This is a genomic window from Thermohalobaculum sp. (assembly GCF_058622915.1).
This window is the reverse complement of the sequence record NZ_JBZSYN010000133.1, coordinates 1-18,125: the sequence shown is the minus strand read 5'-3', so window position 1 is coordinate 18,125 and position 18,125 is coordinate 1. Positions and strand designations below refer to the sequence as shown.

The window sequence follows — 18,125 nt, the reverse complement described above, 5'->3', positions numbered from 1 at the left end:
GAGGGCCTGGGGCTCAACGTCGAGAAGGGCGAGAAGGTCTCCAGCACGACGGTCGCGAGGGGCCTCGTGGCTGCGCAGCGACCCAGCGGGGGCAACCTCTTCCCCGGCGACACCGTCACGTTGGACATCTCCAAGGGACCCGAGATGGTCGAGGTCCGCAAGTTCCTCGGCGGGTTCTTCGGCACCGTCCGCTCCCAGGACCCCCGGGCGGGCGAGAAGGCACCCCAGGGCAGCACCGTCACCCTCGTCATTCTCTGACCCCAACCACCCCGGAGGGGGCAGGTGAGGGGGCAGGTGAGGGGGCAGGTGAGGTCGCGCCCTTGATGCCAGACGGGGCGGGCGGCCGCAACGGCCGGCGCGGCGCTTTGCCGGCCGGGTTGCGCGGGCCGGCCGGCGTCCGTATATGGGGGGCGAGAGGTTGGCACGGGCGAACGCCTCGCCAACCCGGTCAGGTCCGGAAGGAAGCAGCCGTAACGAGTTTCGTTCGGGTCGCTGTCCAGCCTCTCACCTCCTCCCTCACAGAATTTTCAACGCCCGCCGGTGCGCAGGCGGGGCGACTCGGGGCGCGTTTTTTGCTAGGGTCGCCGCGGGGCGTGGGATTTAAAGGGAGGATTGTCATGACACCCTGGGAGATCCACGGCGTCGAATTCGCCAACTGCAATTGCGACTATGCCTGCCCCTGCCAGTTCAATTCCCTGCCGACGCATGGCGACTGCTATGCGGCCGCGGCCTACGAGATCACGCGCGGGCATTACGGCGAGGTGCCGCTCGACGGGCTGCGCGGGGCGGTGATGTACCGCTGGCCCGGAGCGGTACACGAGGGCGACGGTACCATGCAGTTGATCGTCGACGAGCGCGCCTCGGACGCGCAGCGCGCCGCGATGCTGGCCATCATGTCGGGCGAGGACACCGAGCCGATGACGACCATGTGGTCGGTGTTTGCCACCATGTGCCCGACCAAGCTGGAGCCGCTTTTCAAACCCATCGAGTTCGAGTCCGACCCGCCCGCCCGGCGCGGCCGCACCAAGGTGCCCGGCTGCTTCGAGAGCCGCGGCGAGCCGATTCTCAACCCGGTCACCGGCAACGAGCACCGGGTGCGCATCGACCTGCCCAACGGCTTCGAGACGGCGCTGATGGAGGTCGGGCGCGCCTGGACGAAGTCCGAAGGCGCGATCGACGTCAACATGGAGGACAGCTTCGGTGCCTTCGCCGAGCTGCACCTGTCCAACACCGGCGTGATCCGCGAGGCGGCCTGAGGTCATGACCGCCGGTGGCCCGCTCGAGGCGCTGCTCAGGCGCGATCGCGCGCGCCTGATCGCCGCCCTGGCGGCGCTGAGCCTGATCGCAGCGGTCTACACGGTGACCGGCGTCGGCATGGAGATGTCGGCGCTGGAGATGACCGTGCTGGCGCGGGCGCGCGGCATGGCGATGCAGCCCGCGTCCTGGACGCCCGGTTATGGCGTGCTCGTGTTCCTCATGTGGTGGGTGATGATGGTCGCCATGATGACGCCGAGCGCGGCACCGATGATCCTGCTGTTTGCGGCGGTGAAGCGAAAGACCGACCCGGCGGCGAATTCGGTCAGGCTTGCGGGCGTTTTCTTAAGCGGCTACCTGGCGGTCTGGGCGGGGTTCAGCGTCCTGGCCACGGTGCTGCAATGGGCGCTGGAGCTGCGCGGGCTGGTCTCGCCGGGGCTGATGACGGTCACCAGCGCGACGCTGGGCGCGGCGATCCTGATCGTGGCGGGGCTCTATCAGTTCGCGCCCATCAAGCAGGCCTGCCTGCGCCACTGCCGGCAGCCGGCGCAGTTCCTCAGCCAGCACCACCGTCCGGGGCGGGCAGGCGCCTTCCGGCTGGGCGTCCTGCACGGCGCCTACTGCCTGGGCTGCTGCTGGTTCCTGATGGCGCTGCTGTTCTTCGGCGGCGTGATGAACCTCTACTGGATCGCGGGGCTGGCCCTGTTCGTCATGGCCGAGAAGCTGCTGCCCCGGGGAGACGGCGTCGCCCGCCTTGCCGGGGCCGGGCTGGTCATGGGCGGCGCGGCGCTGATGCTCTCGGCGCTGGGCTGAGCCGGTTTCCTTGCGGGGCCGGTCCCGCGCGGCTATAGCTGGGGCCGGCCGCGCGACCGCGGCGAGACCCCGGACAGGCCCAGCCCGGACCCCGTTGATGGACGACAGCACGCCCCCGATGCCGCCGGAAACGTCCCCTTCGGACACCGCGCAGCCCTATCAGGTGCTGGCGCGCAAGTACCGCCCCGGCCATTTCCGCGACCTGATCGGCCAGGACGCGATGGTCAGGACGCTGACCAACGCGTTCAGGCACGACCGCATCGCGCATGCCTTCATCCTGACCGGCGTGCGCGGAGTGGGCAAGACGACCACGGCGAGGATCATCGCCAAGGGGCTGAACTGCACGCGCGGCGACGGGCCGACCATCGACCCCTGCGGCGCCTGCGAGGCCTGCGTCTCGATCGCCGAGGGGCGCAATGTCGACGTGCTGGAGATGGACGCGGCCTCGAACACTGGCGTCGGCGACGTGCGCGAGATCATCGAGTCGGTGCGCTACCGGGCGGCGTCGGCGCGCTACAAGGTCTATATCGTCGACGAGGTGCACATGCTCTCGACCTCGGCCTTCAACGCGCTGCTGAAGACGCTGGAGGAGCCGCCCGAGCACGTGAAGTTCATCTTCGCCACCACCGAGATCCGCAAGGTGCCGGTCACGGTGCTGAGCCGCTGCCAGCGCTTCGACCTGCACCGCATCGAGCCCGAGCTGATGCTGCAGCATCTGGGCGGGATTGCCGAGCAGGAAGGGGCGCAGATCGGCGCCGAGGCGCTGGCGCTGATCGTGCGCGCGGCCGAGGGCTCGGTGCGCGACGGGCTGTCGCTCTTGGACCAGGCGATCGCGCTGGGCCACGGCGGCGAGATCGGCGCGGGAGAGGTGCGCGCCATGCTGGGCGTGGCCGACCGGGCGCGGGTGATCGACCTGTTCGAGGCGGTGATGCGCGGCGATGCCAGGGGCGCGCTGGAGGAGCTGGCCGCGCAGTATGCCGAAGGGGCCGACCCGGCGGTGGTGCTGCGCGATCTCGCCGAGCTGACGCACTGGGTCTCGGTCCTGAAGATCTCGGCCGCCGCGGCGGCGGACCCGACCGTCTCGGCCGAGGAGCGCCGGCGCGGCGGCGATCTGGCGGCGCGGCTGTCCATGCGCGTGCTGACCCGGGCCTGGCAGATGCTGCTCAAGGCGATCGAGGAATTGCCCACGGCGCCGACCGCGATGATGGCCGCCGAGATGGCGGTGATCCGGCTGACCCATGTGGCCGATTTGCCGCCGCCCGAGGAGCTGGTGCGGCGGCTGAGCGAGGGCGACGGGGCGCCGTCCGGCGCAGGCGGCCTGGGTAGCAAAGGCCCGGGCAGCAAAGGCTCGGGCAGCAAAGGCTCGGGCAGCGGCGGCGGGCGCGGTGGCACCGGCGGAGGGGGCGGCGAAGGGGGCGGCGAAGGGGGCGGCGAAGGGGGCCGCCCTTGCCCGGCGGCGCGGCTGACCGCGGTGGCCGGCGGCGCGGCGCCGCAAAGCGAGGCGCAAAGGGACGCGCAAAGGGAGGCACCCGCGGTGCCGGCCGGGCGCGCGGAGGCCGAGCCGGAGACGGGGCTGGCGGGCTATGCCGCGATCGAGGACATCGTCGCGCTTTTGCGCCGCGAGCGCGACATCAAGCTTCTGCACGAGGTCGAGGAGTACCTGCGGCCGGTGCGCTTGCGGCCCGGCCTGATCGAGTTCACCCCGGCGCCGGGGGCGCCCGGCGACCTGGCCGGGCGTCTGGGCCAGCGGCTGGGCGCGCTGACCGGGGCGCGCTGGAGCGTGATGGTGAGCGGCGCGGGCGGCGCGCCCAGCATCGCGGAGACGCGCGCCGCCGAGCGGGCCAGCCGCACCGCGCGGGCCGCCGAGCACCCGCTGGTGCTGGCCGCGCTCGAGGCCTTCCCCGGCGCGGAGATCCGCGACGTGCGCCCCCTGGGCGGGCGCGCGGCGGCGCTTGAAGACGGCGCCGCGGGGAACGATCTGGAAGGGAATGGTTTGGCGGATGATCCGGAGGATGATCCGGGGATCGATCCGGGCGACGACCTGATCGAGAACGGCGACCCGTTCGAGGAGGACATGCCATGATGAAGGGCTTGGGCGATTTCTCCAAGCTGATGCAGCAGGCCCAGGAGATGCAGCAGAAGGTGGCCGAGGCCCAGGAACGCATCGCCGCCATCGAGGCCGAGGGCTCGGCGGGCGCGGGCATGGTGACCGCCCGGGCCACGGCCGAGGGCGAGGTACGGGCGCTGACCGTGGACCCCGCCCTGCTCGACGGCTCCTACGAGAAGGCGGTGCTCGAGGACCTGATCGTCGCCGCGGTGAACGACGCCTCGCGCCGCGCGCGCGAGCAGGGCCGCGCGGAGATGGCCAAGATCACCGAGGGCCTGCCCCTGCCGCCGGGGATGAAGCTGCCCTTCGGAGGATGAGCGCGGCGGCCACAGAGAGGCGCGCATGACCGGCGGCGGCGCCGAGATCGAGCGGCTGATCGAGCTGATGGCGAAGCTGCCGGGCCTGGGCCCGCGCTCGGCCCGGCGCGCCGTGCTGGCGCTGGTCAGGCGGCGCGAGCGGCTGTTGCTGCCGCTGGCGCAGGCGCTGGCCGAGGTGGCCGAGAAGGTGACCACCTGCCGGGTGTGCGGCAACCTGGCGACCGGCGAGGAATGCGCCATCTGCCGCGACCCCCGGCGCGACGACGCGGCGCTTTGCGTGGTCGAGGACGTGGGCGATCTGTGGGCGCTGGAGCGCGCGGGGGTGTTCCGCGGGCGCTATCACGTGCTGGGCGGGCTGTTGTCGGCGCTCGACGGGGTGACGCCGCAGATGCTGCGCATCCCCGAGCTGGCCGAGCGGGCGCGCGAGGGCGGGGTGCGCGAGGTGATCCTGGCGCTGGCCGCCACGGTCGACGCGCAGACCACGGCGCATGTGATCGCCGAGTACCTGGAGGGGACGGGGGCGGAGGTCACCTCGCTGGGCCAGGGCGTGCCGGTGGGGGGCGAGCTCGATTATCTCGACGACGGCACGCTGTCGGCGGCGCTGAGCGCGCGCAAGCGGATGTGAGACTGCCGCCACGGTGGCTGGCTGAAGCCCCGGATCGGGGCGGCGGGTTTGGGGCGGGCGCGGGCCCGCCTGGGCCCGCCCTGGGCCGGCCCTTGCCGGTCGTGGCTCAGAAGTGCCAGTTCACCCCGAGGATCACGGCGTGATAGTGCAGGTCGGCATCGATTTTATAGCCGGTGTCGACCGTGTAGGTCGCGTCGCCGAGGTCGGTGTAGCGATACTCCAGCTTGGTGCTGATCAGCGGCGTCCAGCGGTATTCGACGCCGAGGCCGGCGGTCCAGCCCAGCTGCGTCTGGCTCTCGCCGAAGTCCTGGCCGGCGGGGTTGACCGTCTGCAGCCGGGCGTCGACGAGGGCTCCGCCGCCGGTGCCGTAGAGCAGGAAGTTGCCGGTCGCGTAGCCGACCCGGACGCGCGCGCTGCCGCCGGGGCCAAGCGAGCTCTGGCAGCTCCAAGACGGGTTCGGGCAGTGGGTCGAGCCGTCGACGGAGTAGACGCTCGCCTCGAGCTCGGCGCCGTAGACCAGGCTGCCGCTCTGCATGTCGTAGCCGGCCTGGAAGCCGCCGAACGGGCCTTCGGTGTCGTGACTGGCTGCGCCGCCCCCCTGATAGTCGAAGCCGGTATGGCCCAAAGCGTAGCCGGTATGCACGCCGGCGTGGAACCCGCTCCAGTCCGCCGAGAAGGCGGGGCCGGACAGCGCGACCAGCGCCGTGGCCAGAACCAGAGTCGATGCCGTTTTAACGTGCATGGCAGCCCCCTTGATGTCGTGTGAAGTTTTTTTCAGACGCAAGCTGCGCTAGCACGAGTCCGGGCGCCGAAACAATTGCAGGGTGCGGGAGAAGATACAGATCGTTCGGCTCTAAAATCATCTGTGTCAGAAGTATCACAGGTCCCGCTTGACTTGGCGGTTACTCCAAGAGCGCGGAGTCGCGGCAATCCTCACCGCCCCGCAGGGGGTCAGGACTCGAGCCCGTCGAGTCCGAGCGTCTCGCCCAGGCGACGAAGCGCGGTCTGTTGCGCCCGGTCGCGCGGGGCCGCGCGGCTGAGGCACAGATGCGCCTCGCTTTTCAGGATCAGGCCGTCGGCGAGCACGCGCAGCTGGTTGGCGCGCAGCGTCTCGCCCGAGGACGTGATGTCGGCGATGGCCTCGGCAGAAAGATTTTTCGGCGCCGCCTCGGTGGCGCCCTGGCTGTCGATCAGGCGGTAGTCGGCGACGCCGCGGCCCTGGAAGAAGGCGCGCACCAGGTTGGGGTACTTGGTGGCGACCCTGAGCCCGTGGCCGTGGCGGGCGCGGAAGGCCTCGGCCACCTCGTCGAGGTCGGCCATGGTCTCCACGTCGACCCAGAAGGCGGGCACCGCGACCACGAGATCGGCCCGGCCGATGCCCATGGGCGCGGCGAGCGCCACCCGCCGTTGCCAGTCGGGGATGCGCTCGCGCACCAGGTCCTCGCCGGTGACGCCGAGATGCAGGCGGCCGCGGGCGAGCTCGCGCGGGATCTCGGCGGCCGAGAGCAGGACGACCTCGAGCCCGTCGACGCCGCGCGCCTCGGCGGCGTATTGCCGGGCGTCGCCGGTGCGCGCGATCTCGATGCCGCGGGCGGCGAACCAGGCGAGCGTGTCGTCCTGGAGCCGGCCCTTGGAGGGCAGGCCGAGGGTGAGGCTCATGGCTGCGCCTCCGGCGCGGCGTGGCGCGCGGCGAGCACCGCCTCGGGGCGGATCATGGCGCCGACGGCGGGGATCGCCGTGGCGGCGCCGAGGCGGGCCGTCATGGCGTCGTAGCGCCCGCCGCCAGCCAGGGGCGGCAGGTCGGCGCGGCCCGTCGCCCCGATCTCGAACACGAAGCCCTCGTAGTATTCGAGGTTGCGGCCGAAGGCGGCGTCGAAGGGCAGCCCGGCGGCGTCGATGCCGGCGCGCTCGAGCGCGGCGAGGCGGGCCTCGAAGCGGTCGAGGGCGGGGGCGATGTTGACGCCGGCCTCGGCGGTGAGCGCGCGCAGGCGGGCGAGCGCGTTGCCGGCGGGGCCCTGCACGGAAAGCGCGGTCTCGATCAGCTCGGCCTCGGCGCGCGGCATGGGCGGCTCGGCGGCGGCCTCGGCCAGCGCCAGGGCGCGGGCGACGATCTCGTCGGTCGCGCGCAGGCCCAGGGGCTCGCCGGCGGCGGTGGCCAGCGCGGCGACGGCGTCGGCGGGGACTGGGCCGGCGGCGGCCTCGAGCAGTTGCGCGCGCAAGGGCGTGGTCGCGGCGGGGCCGGCGACGGCCTGCTCGATCAGCGCGTGGAAGCGGCGCGGGCGCCAGAAGTGGCGGCGCAGCTGGTGGCGGCGGCGCGGCGGCATCGGCAACGCATCGAGCAGGGCGAAGGCGATGCCGAGATCGCCGGTGGTGACGGCGAGCGGGCCGGCCTGAAGCGCCCCGAGCGCGTCGAGCACCAGCGCCAGCGTGGCCGCGTCCGCGCCGGGGCGGTCGGGGTTGCCGAGGTCCTCGATGCCGGCCTGGAGGTATTCGGTGGGCCGCGACGAGCCGGGCGCCTGACGGCGGAACACCGGGCCCTGGTAGGCGTAGCGGGCGCGGCGCGCCCAGCCGCCCGCGCCATGGGCGCGCACCACCGGCACGGTGAAGTCGGGGCGCAGGCACAGCTCGCCGCCGCCGCCCGAGCCGGGGAACAGGAACGCGCGGGCGCGGATGTCCTCGCCATAGAGGTCGATCAGCGTCTCGGCCTCGAACAGGTGCACGGCGGTGACCGGGGCGAAGCCGGCCGCGGCGAAGACGCGCGCCAGCGTGGCCAGCGCCGCCTCGAGCGCGCTGTGCTCGGCGCCCTGGCGCACGGCGTTCATCTCGGGCCTGCCGGGTCAGTCCTCGCCATGTCAGTTCCCGGGGCGCGCGAGCATCTTGCGCACCTCGGCCACCAGCCCGGCGCGGGGCACGGTGAGCTGGGCGGGCTGGGCCATCCATTCGGCGCGGGTCTCGATCTGGGCCGCGAGCCGGGCGCCGAGCGCGAGGTCCTTGAGCGTGACGACGCCCTGGGCCGCCTCGTCCGAGCCCTCGATCACGACGATGGGGGCGGCGCGGCGGTCGGCATATTTGAGCTGCTTGCCCATGTTGCCGCCGCCCAGGAAGACCTCGGCGCGGATGCCGGCGGTGCGCAGCTCGGCGCACATCGCCTGGTAGCCGGCCATGCGCTCGCGGTCCATGGCGAGGATGACCACCGGGCCCTGCGCCCCGGCGGTGCCGGCGCGGCCGATGGCGCGCAGCGCGGCGAGCAGGCGGTCGACGCCGATGGAGACGCCGGTGGCCGGCACCGCCTGGCCGGTGAAGCGCTTGACCAGGTCGTCGTAGCGCCCGCCGCCGGCGACCGAGCCGAACTGGCGCACGCGGCCCTCCTCGTCGGTGATCTCGAAGGTCAGCTCGGCCTCGTAGACCGGGCCGGTGTAGTAGCCCAGGCCGCGCACCACCGAGGGGTCCACCTTTATTCTGTCTGGTCCATAACCCTGTGCGGCAAGCAAGTCGGTGACTTCAGCAAGTTCCTTAAGGCCTTGAAAGCCCGTATCGTTCTTGCCCACTAGACGCATGAGATGATCAAGGGCTGCCGAATTCCAAACCCGTCCGGCATGATCGCCGTTCTCATTAGGATCGGAAATCATGAAACCCATGCCCCCGGGGATCCGGTTGTCTGGGTCTGGCGGCCCTTTCGTGAGTTCGGCTTCGACGATCTTGTTAGCAGAAACAAACTGCATAACGATCTCAGCTTGCTCGTCGCTGAGACCCGCGCCCGCGGTAAAGTCCCCGCTCTCGTCGCGCCGGCCGCTGCAGAGCAACGCCCGCACGCCCTCCTCGCCCAGCCGGTCGAGTTTGTCGATGGCACGCAGCACGATGCCCCGCTCGCGTTCCGCCCCCTCGGGCAGGCCCGCGACCTCCAGCACCCCGTTCAAGACCTTTCGGTTGTTGATGCGCACCACATAGTCGCCGCGGGCGATCCCCGCCGCCTCGAGCGCGTCCGCCAGCATCATGCAGATCTCGGCGTCGGCGGCGACGGTAGGGGTGCCCACGGTGTCGGCGTCGCACTGGTAGAACTGGCGGAAGCGCCCCGGCCCCGGCTTCTCGTTGCGCCAGACCGGGCCGACGGCGTAGCGGCGGTAGGGCGTGGGCAGCTCGAGCCGGTTCTGCGCCACGTAGCGCGCCAGCGGCGCTGTCAGGTCGTAGCGCAGGCCGAGCCAGGCCTCGTCGTCGTCCTGCCAGGCGAAGATGCCCTCGTTGGGCCGGTCGGTGTCGGGCAGGAACTTGCCCAGCGCCTCGACGGTCTCGACCGCCGGGGTCTCGAGCGGGTCGAAGCCGTAATGGTGGTAGACCTCGCAGATGCGTTCGAGCATGGCGCGCCGCGCGGTGACGTCGCCGCCGGCGTAGTCGCGGAAGCCGCGCGGGGTCTCGGCCCGCGGGCGGGGGAGTTTCTTCGGCTTGTCCTTGGCCATCGGGCGGGTCCGCTTGGGGGTCGCGCGCATGCGATCGGATCGGGGCGTTCCCTAGCGGATCGGCCGCGAGGGGGCAAGCGGGGTGCGCGGCGGCTCAGGCGAGCCTGGCCTTCACCCGGCTGCCGGCCTCGGCGAAGTTCATCTGCCCCGAGTGGCGCGACTTGAGCAGGCCCATCACCTTGCCCATGTCGCGGATCGAGCCGGCGCCGGTCTCGGCAATGGCCTTGTTCACGGCGGCGTCGATCTCGGCGTCCGACATCGGCCGGGGTAGGAATTCCTGGATCACGCCGATCTCGGCGCGCTCGGCCTCGGCCAGCTCCATGCGGCCGCCGGTCTCGTAGGCGGCGGCCGACTCCTCGCGCTGGCGCACCATGCGCGCCAACAGCGCCATGATCTCGGCCTGGTCGATCTCGGCGCCGCTCTCGTCGCTTCGGCGGGCGATGTCGCGGTCGCGGATTGCCGCCAGCATCAGGCGCAGGGTGTTGATCCTGAGCTTGTCCTTGGCGAGCATCGCCTCCTTCAGCGCGGCCGTGATCTGTTCTCGCATCGGACCCTCGGGGGCTTCCTGGTTGGGGCTTCCTGGTTGGTGGCGGTTCGGGCGCTGGCCGGTTGACGGGATTGCCGCAAGGCGCGGCCGGGGCGCAAGAGACTACACCAGCGCGGGGTCTGCGGCAACTCGGCTGTCGACGCGTAACACGCTGATATGAAACGACGATTATTATTGGCGTGCTCGCTTGACGGCCCCGCAGGGCGGGCTTAGGTTCCCCGCGCGGAGGCGCTGGCACGGGAATGGCAATGGCGACGGCGGTCGATCCGGGACAGGCGGAGTTCTTCGGCGCGGGGGCGCGGCCGACCGCCTGCATCGCGCTGGCCGACGGCACGCTGATCTGGGGCCGCGGCTTCGGCGCCACCGGCCGGGCGGTGGGCGAGCTGTGCTTCAACACGGCGATGACCGGCTATCAGGAGATCATGACCGACCCCTCCTATGCCGGGCAGATCGTCACCTTCACCTTCCCCCATGTGGGCAATGTCGGCACCAACCCCGAGGACGACGAGGCGGGCGAGCCGGTGGCGCTGGGCATGGTGGTGAAGTGGGACGTGACCGCGCCGGCGAACTGGCGCGCGGCCGAGCACCTCTCGGCCTGGCTGGCGCGGCGCGGGCGCATCGGTGTGGCCGGCGTGGACACAAGGCGGCTGACCCGGCGCATCCGCGAGCTGGGCATGCCGCACGTGGCGGTGGCGCATGCGGCCGACGGGACGTTCGACACCGAGGCGCTGGTCGCCGCGGCGCGCGCCTTCCCCGGGCTGGAGGGGGCGGACCTGGCGCGCGAGGTGACCTGCCCGCAGTCCTATCGCTGGCGCGAGACGCGCTGGGACTGGGGCCAGGGCTTCGGCCGGCTCGACGAGCCGCGCTTCCGCGTCGTCGCCGTGGACTACGGCACCAAGCGCAACATCCTGCGCTGCCTGTCAGGCGTGGGCGCCGAGGTCGTGGTGCTGCCGGCCAGCGCCACGGCCGAGGAGGTGCTGGCGCACGACCCCGACGGGGTGTTCCTGTCGAACGGACCCGGCGACCCGGCGGCGACCGGGCAATACGCCGTGCCGATGATCCGGGGCGTGATCGAGGCGGGCCGGCCGCTGTTCGGCATCTGCCTGGGCCACCAGATGATGGGCCTGGCGCTGGGCGCGCGCACGGTGAAGATGAAGTTCGGCCACCACGGCGCCAACCACCCGGTCAAGGACCTGGAGACCGGCAAGGTCGAGATCACCTCGATGAACCACGGCTTCGCGGTCGACGGCGCCACCCTGCCCGAGGGCGTGAAGCAGACGCATGTCTCGCTGTTCGACGGCTCGAACTGTGGGCTCAGGGTCGAGGGGGCGCCGGTCTTCTCGGTGCAGTTCCATCCCGAGGCGAGCCCGGGGCCGCAGGACAGCTTCTACCTGTTCGAGCGCTTCGCCGCGGCGATGCAGGCGCGGCGCGGGGCTTAAGCCTCTCTTAACCAGTTAACCACTACGCAGGACTTCTCTGCAGCGGGCGGAGGAGTGCGATGTTGCGTGAGGTTGTGCGAGGGGCCCCCCTGGGGCGGTCCGCCGGGTGGGCCGAGAGGTGGGTCGAGAGGCGGGAAGAGAGACGGGTCCGGGCGCGGGCCGGGGCGCCGGTCGGGGCGCCGGTCGGGGCGCCGGTTGGGGGGCGCCGATGAACCGCGTGGTGATGTTCGGGCGGCCCGGCAGCGGTGCGCGCACGCGGCCGCGGCTGGGCGAGATCCTGGTCGAGCGGCAGGCGCTCGAGCCGGGGCGGCTGCGCGATGCACTGGCGCGCCAGCCCGACTGCGGGCGCCGGCTGGGCGACATGCTGGTGGCGCAGGGCTGGGCCAGCGGCGGCGCGGTGGCCGGCGCGCTGGCCGAGCAGTGGGGCTTCGAGCATCTCGACCTCGATGCCGCGCCGGTGGACGGCGGGCTGGTCGATCCGGCGCAGGCCGGGCTCTACCTGATGCACCGTATCCTGCCCTGGCAGCGCATCGGCGGCGTCACGGTCCATGTCACCGACCGGCCGGAGGGCGCCGGCGCCGCGCTGGTGGCGCTGGGGGCGGCGCAGGCGCCGGTCGCGGTGGCCCCGACGCGCCAGCTCGACCGGGCGCTCGGGCGGGTGCTGGGCGGGCCGCTGGCGCGGCGCGCGGCGATGCGCACCGCGCGGGGCCACAGCGTGCGCGGGCTGGGCCACGCGCGCACCGGGGTGGCGCTGGCGCTTGCCGTGGCGGCCTGGCTCATGGTCGCGGGCGGCGGTGCCGGGCTGGCACCGGCGCTGGCGCTGCTCCTGGTGCTGAACGCCGCGACCACGGTGCTGCGACTGCTGGCGCTGGTCGCCGGGCTGCGCCGTCCGGCGCCGCGCGCACCGGCGCCGGGCACCGTGGAGCTGGCGGCGCGCCGGCCGCTGCCGGTGGTGACGCTGCTGGTGCCGCTCTATCGCGAGGCGGGCATGGTGGCCGAGATCCTGGCCGCGCTCGAGGCGCTCGACTATCCGCGCGATCTGCTCGACGTGAAGCTCCTGCTCGAGGCCGGCGACGAGGCCACCCTGGCCGCGGTCGAGGCCGCGGCGCTGCCCGGCTGGATCGCGCCCATCATCGTGCCCGAGGGGGCGCCGAGGACCAAGCCGCGGGCGATGAACTTCGCGCTCGACTTCGCCGAGGGCGAGGTGATCGGCATCCTCGACGCCGAGGACCGCCCGGACCCCGGCCAGCTGCGCCAGGTGGCCGAGGCGCTCAACGCCGCGCCGCCCGAGGTCGCCTGCGTGCAGTGCCAGCTCGCCTACTACAACGCCACCGAGAACTGGCTGACGCGCTGCTTCCAGATCGAGTACGCGATCTGGTTCGACGTGCTGCTGCGCGGCTTCCAGCGGCTGGGGCTGCCGATCCCGCTGGGCGGCACCTCGGTCTATTTCCGCCGCGCGGCGCTGGAGCGGCTGGGCGCCTGGGACGCGCACAACGTCACCGAGGACGCCGATCTGGGCATGCGCCTGGCGCGGCGCGGCCTGCGCTGCGCGGTGCTCGATTCGGTGACGCTGGAGGAGGCGAACTGCCGCCCCGGGCCGTGGATCCGCCAGCGCTCGCGCTGGCTCAAGGGCTATCTGCTGACCTGGCTCAGCCACATGCGGGCGCCGGCGCGGCTGTGGCGCGAGCTGGGGCTGCGCGGCTTCCTCGGCCTCAACGTGCTGTTCCTCGGCGCGGCGGCGACCTATCTGGCGATGCCGCTGTTCTGGGTCGCGCTGATCGGCGGCGTGGCCACCGGGCAGCCGCTGTGGGGCGCGTCGCTGCCGGTGTGGCTGGTCTGGCCGCTGGGCCTGTCGCTCGGCACCGGCCAGGCGGTGATGCTGGGCTGCGCGGCGCTGGCCATGGTGCGGCGTCGCAGCCCGGGCCTGCTGGTGTGGGTGCCGACGCTGCCGCTCTACTGGACGCTGGGCGCGCTGGCGGCCTGGAAGGCGGTGATCGAGATGGTCTGCGCGCCCTATTACTGGGACAAGACCCGCCACGGCATCAGCCGCGTGTTCCGCCAGCGGGCCGCGGTGCCGGCGGGGGAATAGCGCCGGGGCGCAGCGGGGGCCACGCGGGCTCGGGGCATGGGCTCGGGGGCACGGGCTCGGGGGCACGGGCCCGGCTCGCGCCGAGGTCCCAATTGCCCGGGCCGTAAGCGCCCGGGTCCCAAGTGCCCGGGCCCCAAGCGCCTGGGTCCCAAGTGCCCAAGTCCCAAGCGCCCGGGGGTCCCGAGTGCCCGAGGTCCCAAGCGGCCGAGGTCCCAAGCGCCCGAGGCCCAGTGGGGGCGGGCTGGCATGACGGGCTGGCATGACGGGCTGGCGGGGCCGGGTGGCGTGACGGGGTGGCATGACGGGCTGGCGGGGCGGGCCGAATCGCGCTATGGCGCGCGCCATGCGCCACGACCCGCCGGAACTGAAACGCGACCTCGCGCCCGCGCATGAGGGGCCGACGCCGGCCCGCGACGGGCAGCCGCGCGTCGGCATGGTCTCGCTCGGCTGCCCCAAGGCGCTGGTCGACTCCGAGCGCATCCTGACCCGGCTGAGGGCCGAGGGCTATGCCATCTCGCCCGACTACGCGGGTGCGGAGGCGGTGATCGTCAACACCTGCGGCTTCCTCGATTCGGCCAAGGCCGAGAGCCTCGAGGCGATCGGCGAGGCGCTGGCCGAGAACGGCCGGGTGATCGTCACCGGCTGCCTGGGCGCCGACGAGGCTTATATCCGTGGCGCGCACCCCGCCGTGCTGGCCGTCACCGGGCCGCAGCAATACGAGCGGGTGCTCGATGCGGTGCACGCGGCGGTGCCACCCGCGCCCGACCCCAAGATCGACCTGATCCCGCCCCAGGGCGTGCGCCTGACGCCCCGGCACTATGCCTATCTGAAGATCTCCGAGGGCTGCAACCATGCCTGCCGCTTCTGTATTATCCCGCAGATGCGCGGCCGCCTGGTCTCACGCCCCGCGGGCGCGGTCCTGCGCGAGGCCGAGCGGCTGGTCGCGGCCGGCGTGCGCGAGCTTCTGGTGATCAGCCAGGACACCTCGGCCTACGGGCTCGACCTGCACCACGCGGCGAGCGCGTGGCGCGGCGCCGCGTGGCGGGCGCAGCTCGCCGAGCTGGCGCGGGGGCTGGGCAGCCTCGGCGCCTGGGTGCGGCTGCACTATGTCTACCCCTACCCCCATGTCGACGCGCTGATCCCGCTGATGGCCGAGGGGCTGGTGCTGCCCTATCTCGACATCCCCTTCCAGCACGCCGCGCCCGCCGTGCTGCGCGCCATGCGCCGGCCGGCCAACGAGGCAAAGGTGCTCGAGCGCATCCGCGCCTGGCGCGCGATCTGCCCCGAGATCGCGATCCGCTCCACCTTCATTGTCGGCTTTCCCGGCGAGACCGAGGCGGATTTCGCCTATCTGCTCGACTGGCTCGAGGAGGCGCGGCTCGACCGGGTGGGCTGCTTCACCTACGAGGACGTGGCCGGCGCCGCCGCCAACGACCTGCCCGGCCAGGTGCCCGAAGAGGTCAAGCAGGCGCGCTGGCAGCGCTTCATGGAGGTGGCGCGGCGCATCTCGGCTGAGAAGCTGGCTGGCCGGGTGGGCCAGCGGCTCGACGCCATCGTCGACGAGGTGGACGCGGACGGCGCCATCTGCCGCACCAAGGGCGACGCGCCCGGGATCGACGGCAACCTCTTCATCGAGGAGAACTTTGCCGACCTCGCGCCCGGCGACATCGTCGGCGTCGAGGTCGAGGAGGCGGGGGACTACGACCTGTGGGGCCGGAGGGTGGCGCCATGACCTTGCCCGTGGTGTGGATCCCCGGCCATCTGTGCGGGCCCTGGCTCTACGTGCCGCAGATCGCGCTGTTCGGGGCCGCCCGGGCGATGGTGTTCGCCGACACCATGCAGGACGACGATCTGGGTGCCATGGCCGAGCGGCTGCTCGGCGACGCGCCCGAGCGCTTCGTGGTCGCGGGGCTGTCCATGGGCGGCATGGTGGCGATGGAGGTTCTGGCGCGGGCGCCCGGGCGGGTCGCGGGCGCGGTGCTGATGGACACCGACCCCGCGCGCGCGCGCACGAAGGAGATAGAATGGCGCGCCGGGCTCCTCGCCCAGGGGCTGGAGGTCTATATCGAGACCTTCGTACCCCAGTTCTACCGCCACGACGCCGAGGTCGCCGGGCGGCTGGGCCCCGTGACCCGGCAGCGGATGGGCCAGACGCCCGAGCCGGTGGCGCTGGCGCAGGCCCGGGCGTTGGACACGCGGCGCGACATGGTTCCGCTGATCGCCGGCTATGCCGGGCCGGTGGAGGTGATCGTCGGGGCCGACGACCGGGTCTGCCCGCCGCTCGTGCACCGGCCACTCGCCGAGGCGCTGCCGGGCGCGACGCTGACCGAGATCCCGCATTGCGGCCACATCGCCTGCGTGGAGGCGGCCAAGGCGGTCAACGCGCGCATCGCGGCGCTGCTCGAGCGCACCGGCTGACCGGGGCGCCCGCTCGCACGCGGTTGTGACCGGCCGCGCGGCTTGGCAGCGCAGAGGGCCTTCTCTACCTTGCCCAAAGAGATTGCTTCCTCGGGACCTGCCCTTCTGGGCAGGGTGGAGCCCGCAACCGCAGCAGGGAGACCGCGCCGCCATGGACACACCGCTCTGGCAGCCATCCGAGGACCGCATCGCCAAGGCCAACCTCACCGCCTTCCTGGGCAGCATCGAGCGGGACTGGGGGGTGGCGCTGGGGGGCTATGACGCGCTGCACCGCTGGTCGGTGGGCGAGATGGAGAAGTTCTGGGCCAGCGTGTGGGACTTCGCCGGCGTGATCGGCACGCGCGGCGAGCGGGTGCTGGTGGACGGCGACCGGATGCCGGGCGCGCGGTTCTTCCCCGACGCGCGGCTGAACTTCGCCGAGAACCTGTTGCGCCGCGCAGCCCCCGACACGGCGATCGCCTTTAGCGGCGAGGGCAGGGTGAGGCGCCACCTCTCCTTCGACGCGTTGCGCGCGCTGGTCAGCCGGCTGCAGCAGCTGCTGGCCGAGGCCGGCGTCGGCGAGGGCGACCGGGTGGCGGGCTTCATGCCGAACATGCCCGAGACGGTGGCGGCGATGCTGGCCGCCGCCTCGCTGGGCGCGGTGTGGTCGTCGTGCTCGCCCGACTTCGGCGTGCAGGGGGTGCTCGACCGCTTCGGCCAGATCGAGCCCAAGGTGCTGTTCTGCGCCGACGGCTATTACTACAACGGCAAGGCGATCGACTCGCTCGACCGCGTCGCCGAGTTCTCGGCCCGACTGCCGAGCCTCAAGCGCATCGTCGTGTGCCCCTACCTGGCCGATACGCCTCAGGTCGCGGCGCTGCCCAGGGGCGTGACGCTGGCCGATGCCATTGCGGGGAAGGAGGCACGCGCGATCGAATACACGCGCGTGCCGTTCAGCAGCCCACTCTACATCATGTATTCGAGCGGCACGACGGGAAAGCCCAAGTGCATCGTGCACGGGGTCGGCGGCACCCTGGTCCAGCACCTCAAGGAGCACCGGCTGCACTGCGACGTGAAGCCGGGCGATCGGGTGTTCTATTTCACCACCTGCGGCTGGATGATGTGGAACTGGCTGGTCTCGGCGCTGGCCTGCGACGCCGCGCTGGTGCTGTTCGACGGCTCGCCGTTCCATCCCGGGCCCGAGGTGCTGTTCGACCTGGCCGACGCCGAGGGCATCACGCTGTTCGGCACCTCGGCTAAGTTCATCGACGCGCTGAAGAACGCCGGCGCCGAGCCGATGCGCAGCCACGAGTTGGGCACCGTGCGCACGATCACCTCGACCGGCTCGCCGCTCCTGCCCGAGAGCTTCGACTACGTCTACGGCCACATCAAGCGCGACCTCTGCCTGTCCTCGATCTCGGGGGGCACCGACCTCATCGCCTGCTTCGTCGGCGGCAACCCGATCGGCCCGGTCTGGCGCGGCGAGATCCAGGCGCGCTGCCTGGGCATGGCGGTCGACGTCTATGACGAGCGGGGCGCGCCGGTGCGGGGCGAGAAGGGCGAGCTGGTCTGCACCCGGCCCTTCCCCTCGATGCCCATCGGGTTTTGGAACGATCCGGATGGCGCGCGCTATCGGGCGGCCTATTTCGAGCGCTTCCCCGGCGCCTGGTGCCAGGGCGACTTCGCCGAGATCACCGCCCATGACGGCGTGATTATCTATGGCCGCTCGGACGCCACGCTGAACCCGGGCGGCGTGCGCATCGGCACTGCCGAGATCTACCGCCAGGTCGAGCAGCTGCCCGAGGTCGCGGAGTCGCTGGTGATCGGCCAGGACTGGCACGGCGACGTGCGCGTGGTGCTGTTCGTCAGGCTCAACGAGGGCGCGGTGCTGGACGAGGCGCTGATCAAGCGGATCAAGGCGCGTATCCGCGAGGGGGCGTCGCCCCGGCACGTGCCGGCCAAGGTGCTCGAGGTCGGCGACGTGCCGCGCACCAAGTCGGGCAAGATCGTCGAGCTGGCCGTGCGCGACGTGGTGCACGGGCGCGAGGTGAAGAACAAGGAGGCGCTGGCCAACCCGGAGGCG

16 protein-coding genes and 1 other RNA gene are annotated in these 18,125 nt (G+C 72.4%); 12 read left to right on the top strand and 5 right to left on the bottom strand.

Features of this window, described 5'->3' with window-relative positions; genetic code table 11:
• From AC32QD_RS10460 to recR, 7 genes are all read left to right on the top strand, one after another.
• A partial coding sequence (locus AC32QD_RS10460; RefSeq protein WP_492010439.1) for a PASTA domain-containing protein occupies positions 1 to 258 on the top strand: 258 nt, incomplete at its 5' end.
• Between the two features lie 154 nt (positions 259 to 412).
• Positions 413 to 509: signal recognition particle sRNA small type (ffs, locus tag AC32QD_RS10455), an RNA gene on the top strand.
• A 108-nt stretch (positions 510 to 617) separates the two neighbouring features.
• Positions 618 to 1,256: a DUF1326 domain-containing protein gene (locus tag AC32QD_RS10450; RefSeq protein WP_492010438.1), complete on the top strand. Its 639-nt coding sequence runs from the start codon at positions 618 to 620 to the stop codon at positions 1,254 to 1,256.
• A gap of 4 nt (positions 1,257 to 1,260) precedes the next feature.
• Complete coding sequence (locus AC32QD_RS10445) at positions 1,261 to 2,067, top strand: DUF2182 domain-containing protein (protein ID WP_492010437.1); 807 nt, start codon at positions 1,261 to 1,263, stop codon at positions 2,065 to 2,067.
• 97 nt (positions 2,068 to 2,164) lie between these two features.
• Positions 2,165 to 4,150, top strand: coding sequence for a DNA polymerase III subunit gamma/tau (locus AC32QD_RS10440; protein ID WP_492010436.1), 1,986 nt, complete (start codon positions 2,165 to 2,167; stop codon positions 4,148 to 4,150).
• Positions 4,147 to 4,491 (top strand): YbaB/EbfC family nucleoid-associated protein, encoded by a 345-nt coding sequence (locus AC32QD_RS10435; protein ID WP_492010435.1) that lies wholly within the window; start codon positions 4,147 to 4,149, stop codon positions 4,489 to 4,491. The genes AC32QD_RS10440 and AC32QD_RS10435 overlap by 4 nt, the downstream gene beginning before the upstream one ends.
• 25 nt (positions 4,492 to 4,516) lie before the next feature.
• Positions 4,517 to 5,116, top strand: coding sequence for a recombination mediator RecR (recR, locus tag AC32QD_RS10430; protein WP_492010434.1), 600 nt, complete (start codon positions 4,517 to 4,519; stop codon positions 5,114 to 5,116).
• A 106-nt stretch (positions 5,117 to 5,222) separates the two neighbouring features.
• Here recR and AC32QD_RS10425 read toward each other — a convergent pair whose 3' ends face one another.
• The 5 genes from AC32QD_RS10425 to AC32QD_RS10405 form a co-directional block, all read right to left on the bottom strand.
• Positions 5,223 to 5,858: an outer membrane protein gene (locus AC32QD_RS10425; protein ID WP_492010433.1), complete on the bottom strand. Its 636-nt coding sequence runs from the start codon at positions 5,856 to 5,858 to the stop codon at positions 5,223 to 5,225.
• 209 nt (positions 5,859 to 6,067) lie between these two features.
• The gene (hisG, locus tag AC32QD_RS10420) at positions 6,068 to 6,775 is read right to left on the bottom strand and encodes an ATP phosphoribosyltransferase (RefSeq protein WP_492010432.1); all 708 of its coding nucleotides are present in this window, start codon (positions 6,773 to 6,775) and stop codon (positions 6,068 to 6,070) included.
• Complete coding sequence (locus tag AC32QD_RS10415; protein WP_492010431.1) at positions 6,772 to 7,938, bottom strand: ATP phosphoribosyltransferase regulatory subunit; 1,167 nt, start codon at positions 7,936 to 7,938, stop codon at positions 6,772 to 6,774. The genes hisG and AC32QD_RS10415 overlap by 4 nt, the downstream gene beginning before the upstream one ends.
• 30 nt (positions 7,939 to 7,968) lie before the next feature.
• Positions 7,969 to 9,570, bottom strand: coding sequence for a histidine--tRNA ligase (hisS, locus tag AC32QD_RS10410; RefSeq protein ID WP_492010441.1), 1,602 nt, complete (start codon positions 9,568 to 9,570; stop codon positions 7,969 to 7,971).
• A gap of 94 nt (positions 9,571 to 9,664) precedes the next feature.
• Positions 9,665 to 10,117: a GatB/YqeY domain-containing protein gene (locus AC32QD_RS10405; protein ID WP_492010430.1), complete on the bottom strand. Its 453-nt coding sequence runs from the start codon at positions 10,115 to 10,117 to the stop codon at positions 9,665 to 9,667.
• Positions 10,118 to 10,365: 248 nt separating this feature from the next.
• Between AC32QD_RS10405 and carA the strand changes: the two genes are divergently transcribed.
• From carA to AC32QD_RS10380, 5 genes are all read left to right on the top strand, one after another.
• A complete protein-coding gene (gene carA / locus AC32QD_RS10400; protein ID WP_492010429.1) occupies positions 10,366 to 11,556 on the top strand; it encodes a glutamine-hydrolyzing carbamoyl-phosphate synthase small subunit in 1,191 nt (396 codons plus the stop codon).
• Positions 11,557 to 11,764: 208 nt separating this feature from the next.
• On the top strand, positions 11,765 to 13,645 hold the full coding sequence (locus AC32QD_RS10395; protein WP_492010428.1) for a glycosyltransferase family 2 protein: 1,881 nt from the start codon (positions 11,765 to 11,767) through the stop codon (positions 13,643 to 13,645).
• 343 nt (positions 13,646 to 13,988) lie between these two features.
• Positions 13,989 to 15,377, top strand: a complete 1,389-nt coding sequence (gene rimO, locus AC32QD_RS10390; RefSeq protein WP_492010440.1) for a 30S ribosomal protein S12 methylthiotransferase RimO — start codon at positions 13,989 to 13,991, stop codon at positions 15,375 to 15,377.
• Positions 15,374 to 16,063 (top strand): alpha/beta fold hydrolase, encoded by a 690-nt coding sequence (locus AC32QD_RS10385; RefSeq protein ID WP_492010427.1) that lies wholly within the window; start codon positions 15,374 to 15,376, stop codon positions 16,061 to 16,063. The genes rimO and AC32QD_RS10385 overlap by 4 nt, the downstream gene beginning before the upstream one ends.
• A gap of 151 nt (positions 16,064 to 16,214) precedes the next feature.
• The coding region (locus AC32QD_RS10380; protein ID WP_492010426.1) for an acetoacetate--CoA ligase at positions 16,215 to 18,125 on the top strand (1,911 nt) is incomplete at its 3' end.

What these genes read in the sequence shown, in the direction of transcription:
- AC32QD_RS10450 (WP_492010438.1), top strand. Translation starts at nt 618, where the DNA reads ATGACACCCTGGGAGATCCACGGCGTCGAATTCGCCAACTGCAATTGC.
- AC32QD_RS10445 (WP_492010437.1), top strand. Translation starts at nt 1,261, where the DNA reads ATGACCGCCGGTGGCCCGCTCGAGGCGCTGCTCAGGCGCGATCGCGCG.
- AC32QD_RS10440 (WP_492010436.1), top strand. Translation starts at nt 2,165, where the DNA reads ATGGACGACAGCACGCCCCCGATGCCGCCGGAAACGTCCCCTTCGGAC.
- AC32QD_RS10435 (WP_492010435.1), top strand. Translation starts at nt 4,147, where the DNA reads ATGATGAAGGGCTTGGGCGATTTCTCCAAGCTGATGCAGCAGGCCCAG.
- recR (WP_492010434.1), top strand. Translation starts at nt 4,517, where the DNA reads ATGACCGGCGGCGGCGCCGAGATCGAGCGGCTGATCGAGCTGATGGCG.
- AC32QD_RS10425 (WP_492010433.1), bottom strand. Translation starts at nt 5,858, where the DNA reads ATGCACGTTAAAACGGCATCGACTCTGGTTCTGGCCACGGCGCTGGTC.
- hisG (WP_492010432.1), bottom strand. Translation starts at nt 6,775, where the DNA reads ATGAGCCTCACCCTCGGCCTGCCCTCCAAGGGCCGGCTCCAGGACGAC.
- AC32QD_RS10415 (WP_492010431.1), bottom strand. Translation starts at nt 7,938, where the DNA reads ATGAACGCCGTGCGCCAGGGCGCCGAGCACAGCGCGCTCGAGGCGGCG.
- hisS (WP_492010441.1), bottom strand. Translation starts at nt 9,570, where the DNA reads ATGGCCAAGGACAAGCCGAAGAAACTCCCCCGCCCGCGGGCCGAGACC.
- AC32QD_RS10405 (WP_492010430.1), bottom strand. Translation starts at nt 10,117, where the DNA reads ATGCGAGAACAGATCACGGCCGCGCTGAAGGAGGCGATGCTCGCCAAG.
- carA (WP_492010429.1), top strand. Translation starts at nt 10,366, where the DNA reads ATGGCGACGGCGGTCGATCCGGGACAGGCGGAGTTCTTCGGCGCGGGG.
- AC32QD_RS10395 (WP_492010428.1), top strand. Translation starts at nt 11,765, where the DNA reads ATGAACCGCGTGGTGATGTTCGGGCGGCCCGGCAGCGGTGCGCGCACG.
- rimO (WP_492010440.1), top strand. Translation starts at nt 13,989, where the DNA reads ATGCGCCACGACCCGCCGGAACTGAAACGCGACCTCGCGCCCGCGCAT.
- AC32QD_RS10385 (WP_492010427.1), top strand. Translation starts at nt 15,374, where the DNA reads ATGACCTTGCCCGTGGTGTGGATCCCCGGCCATCTGTGCGGGCCCTGG.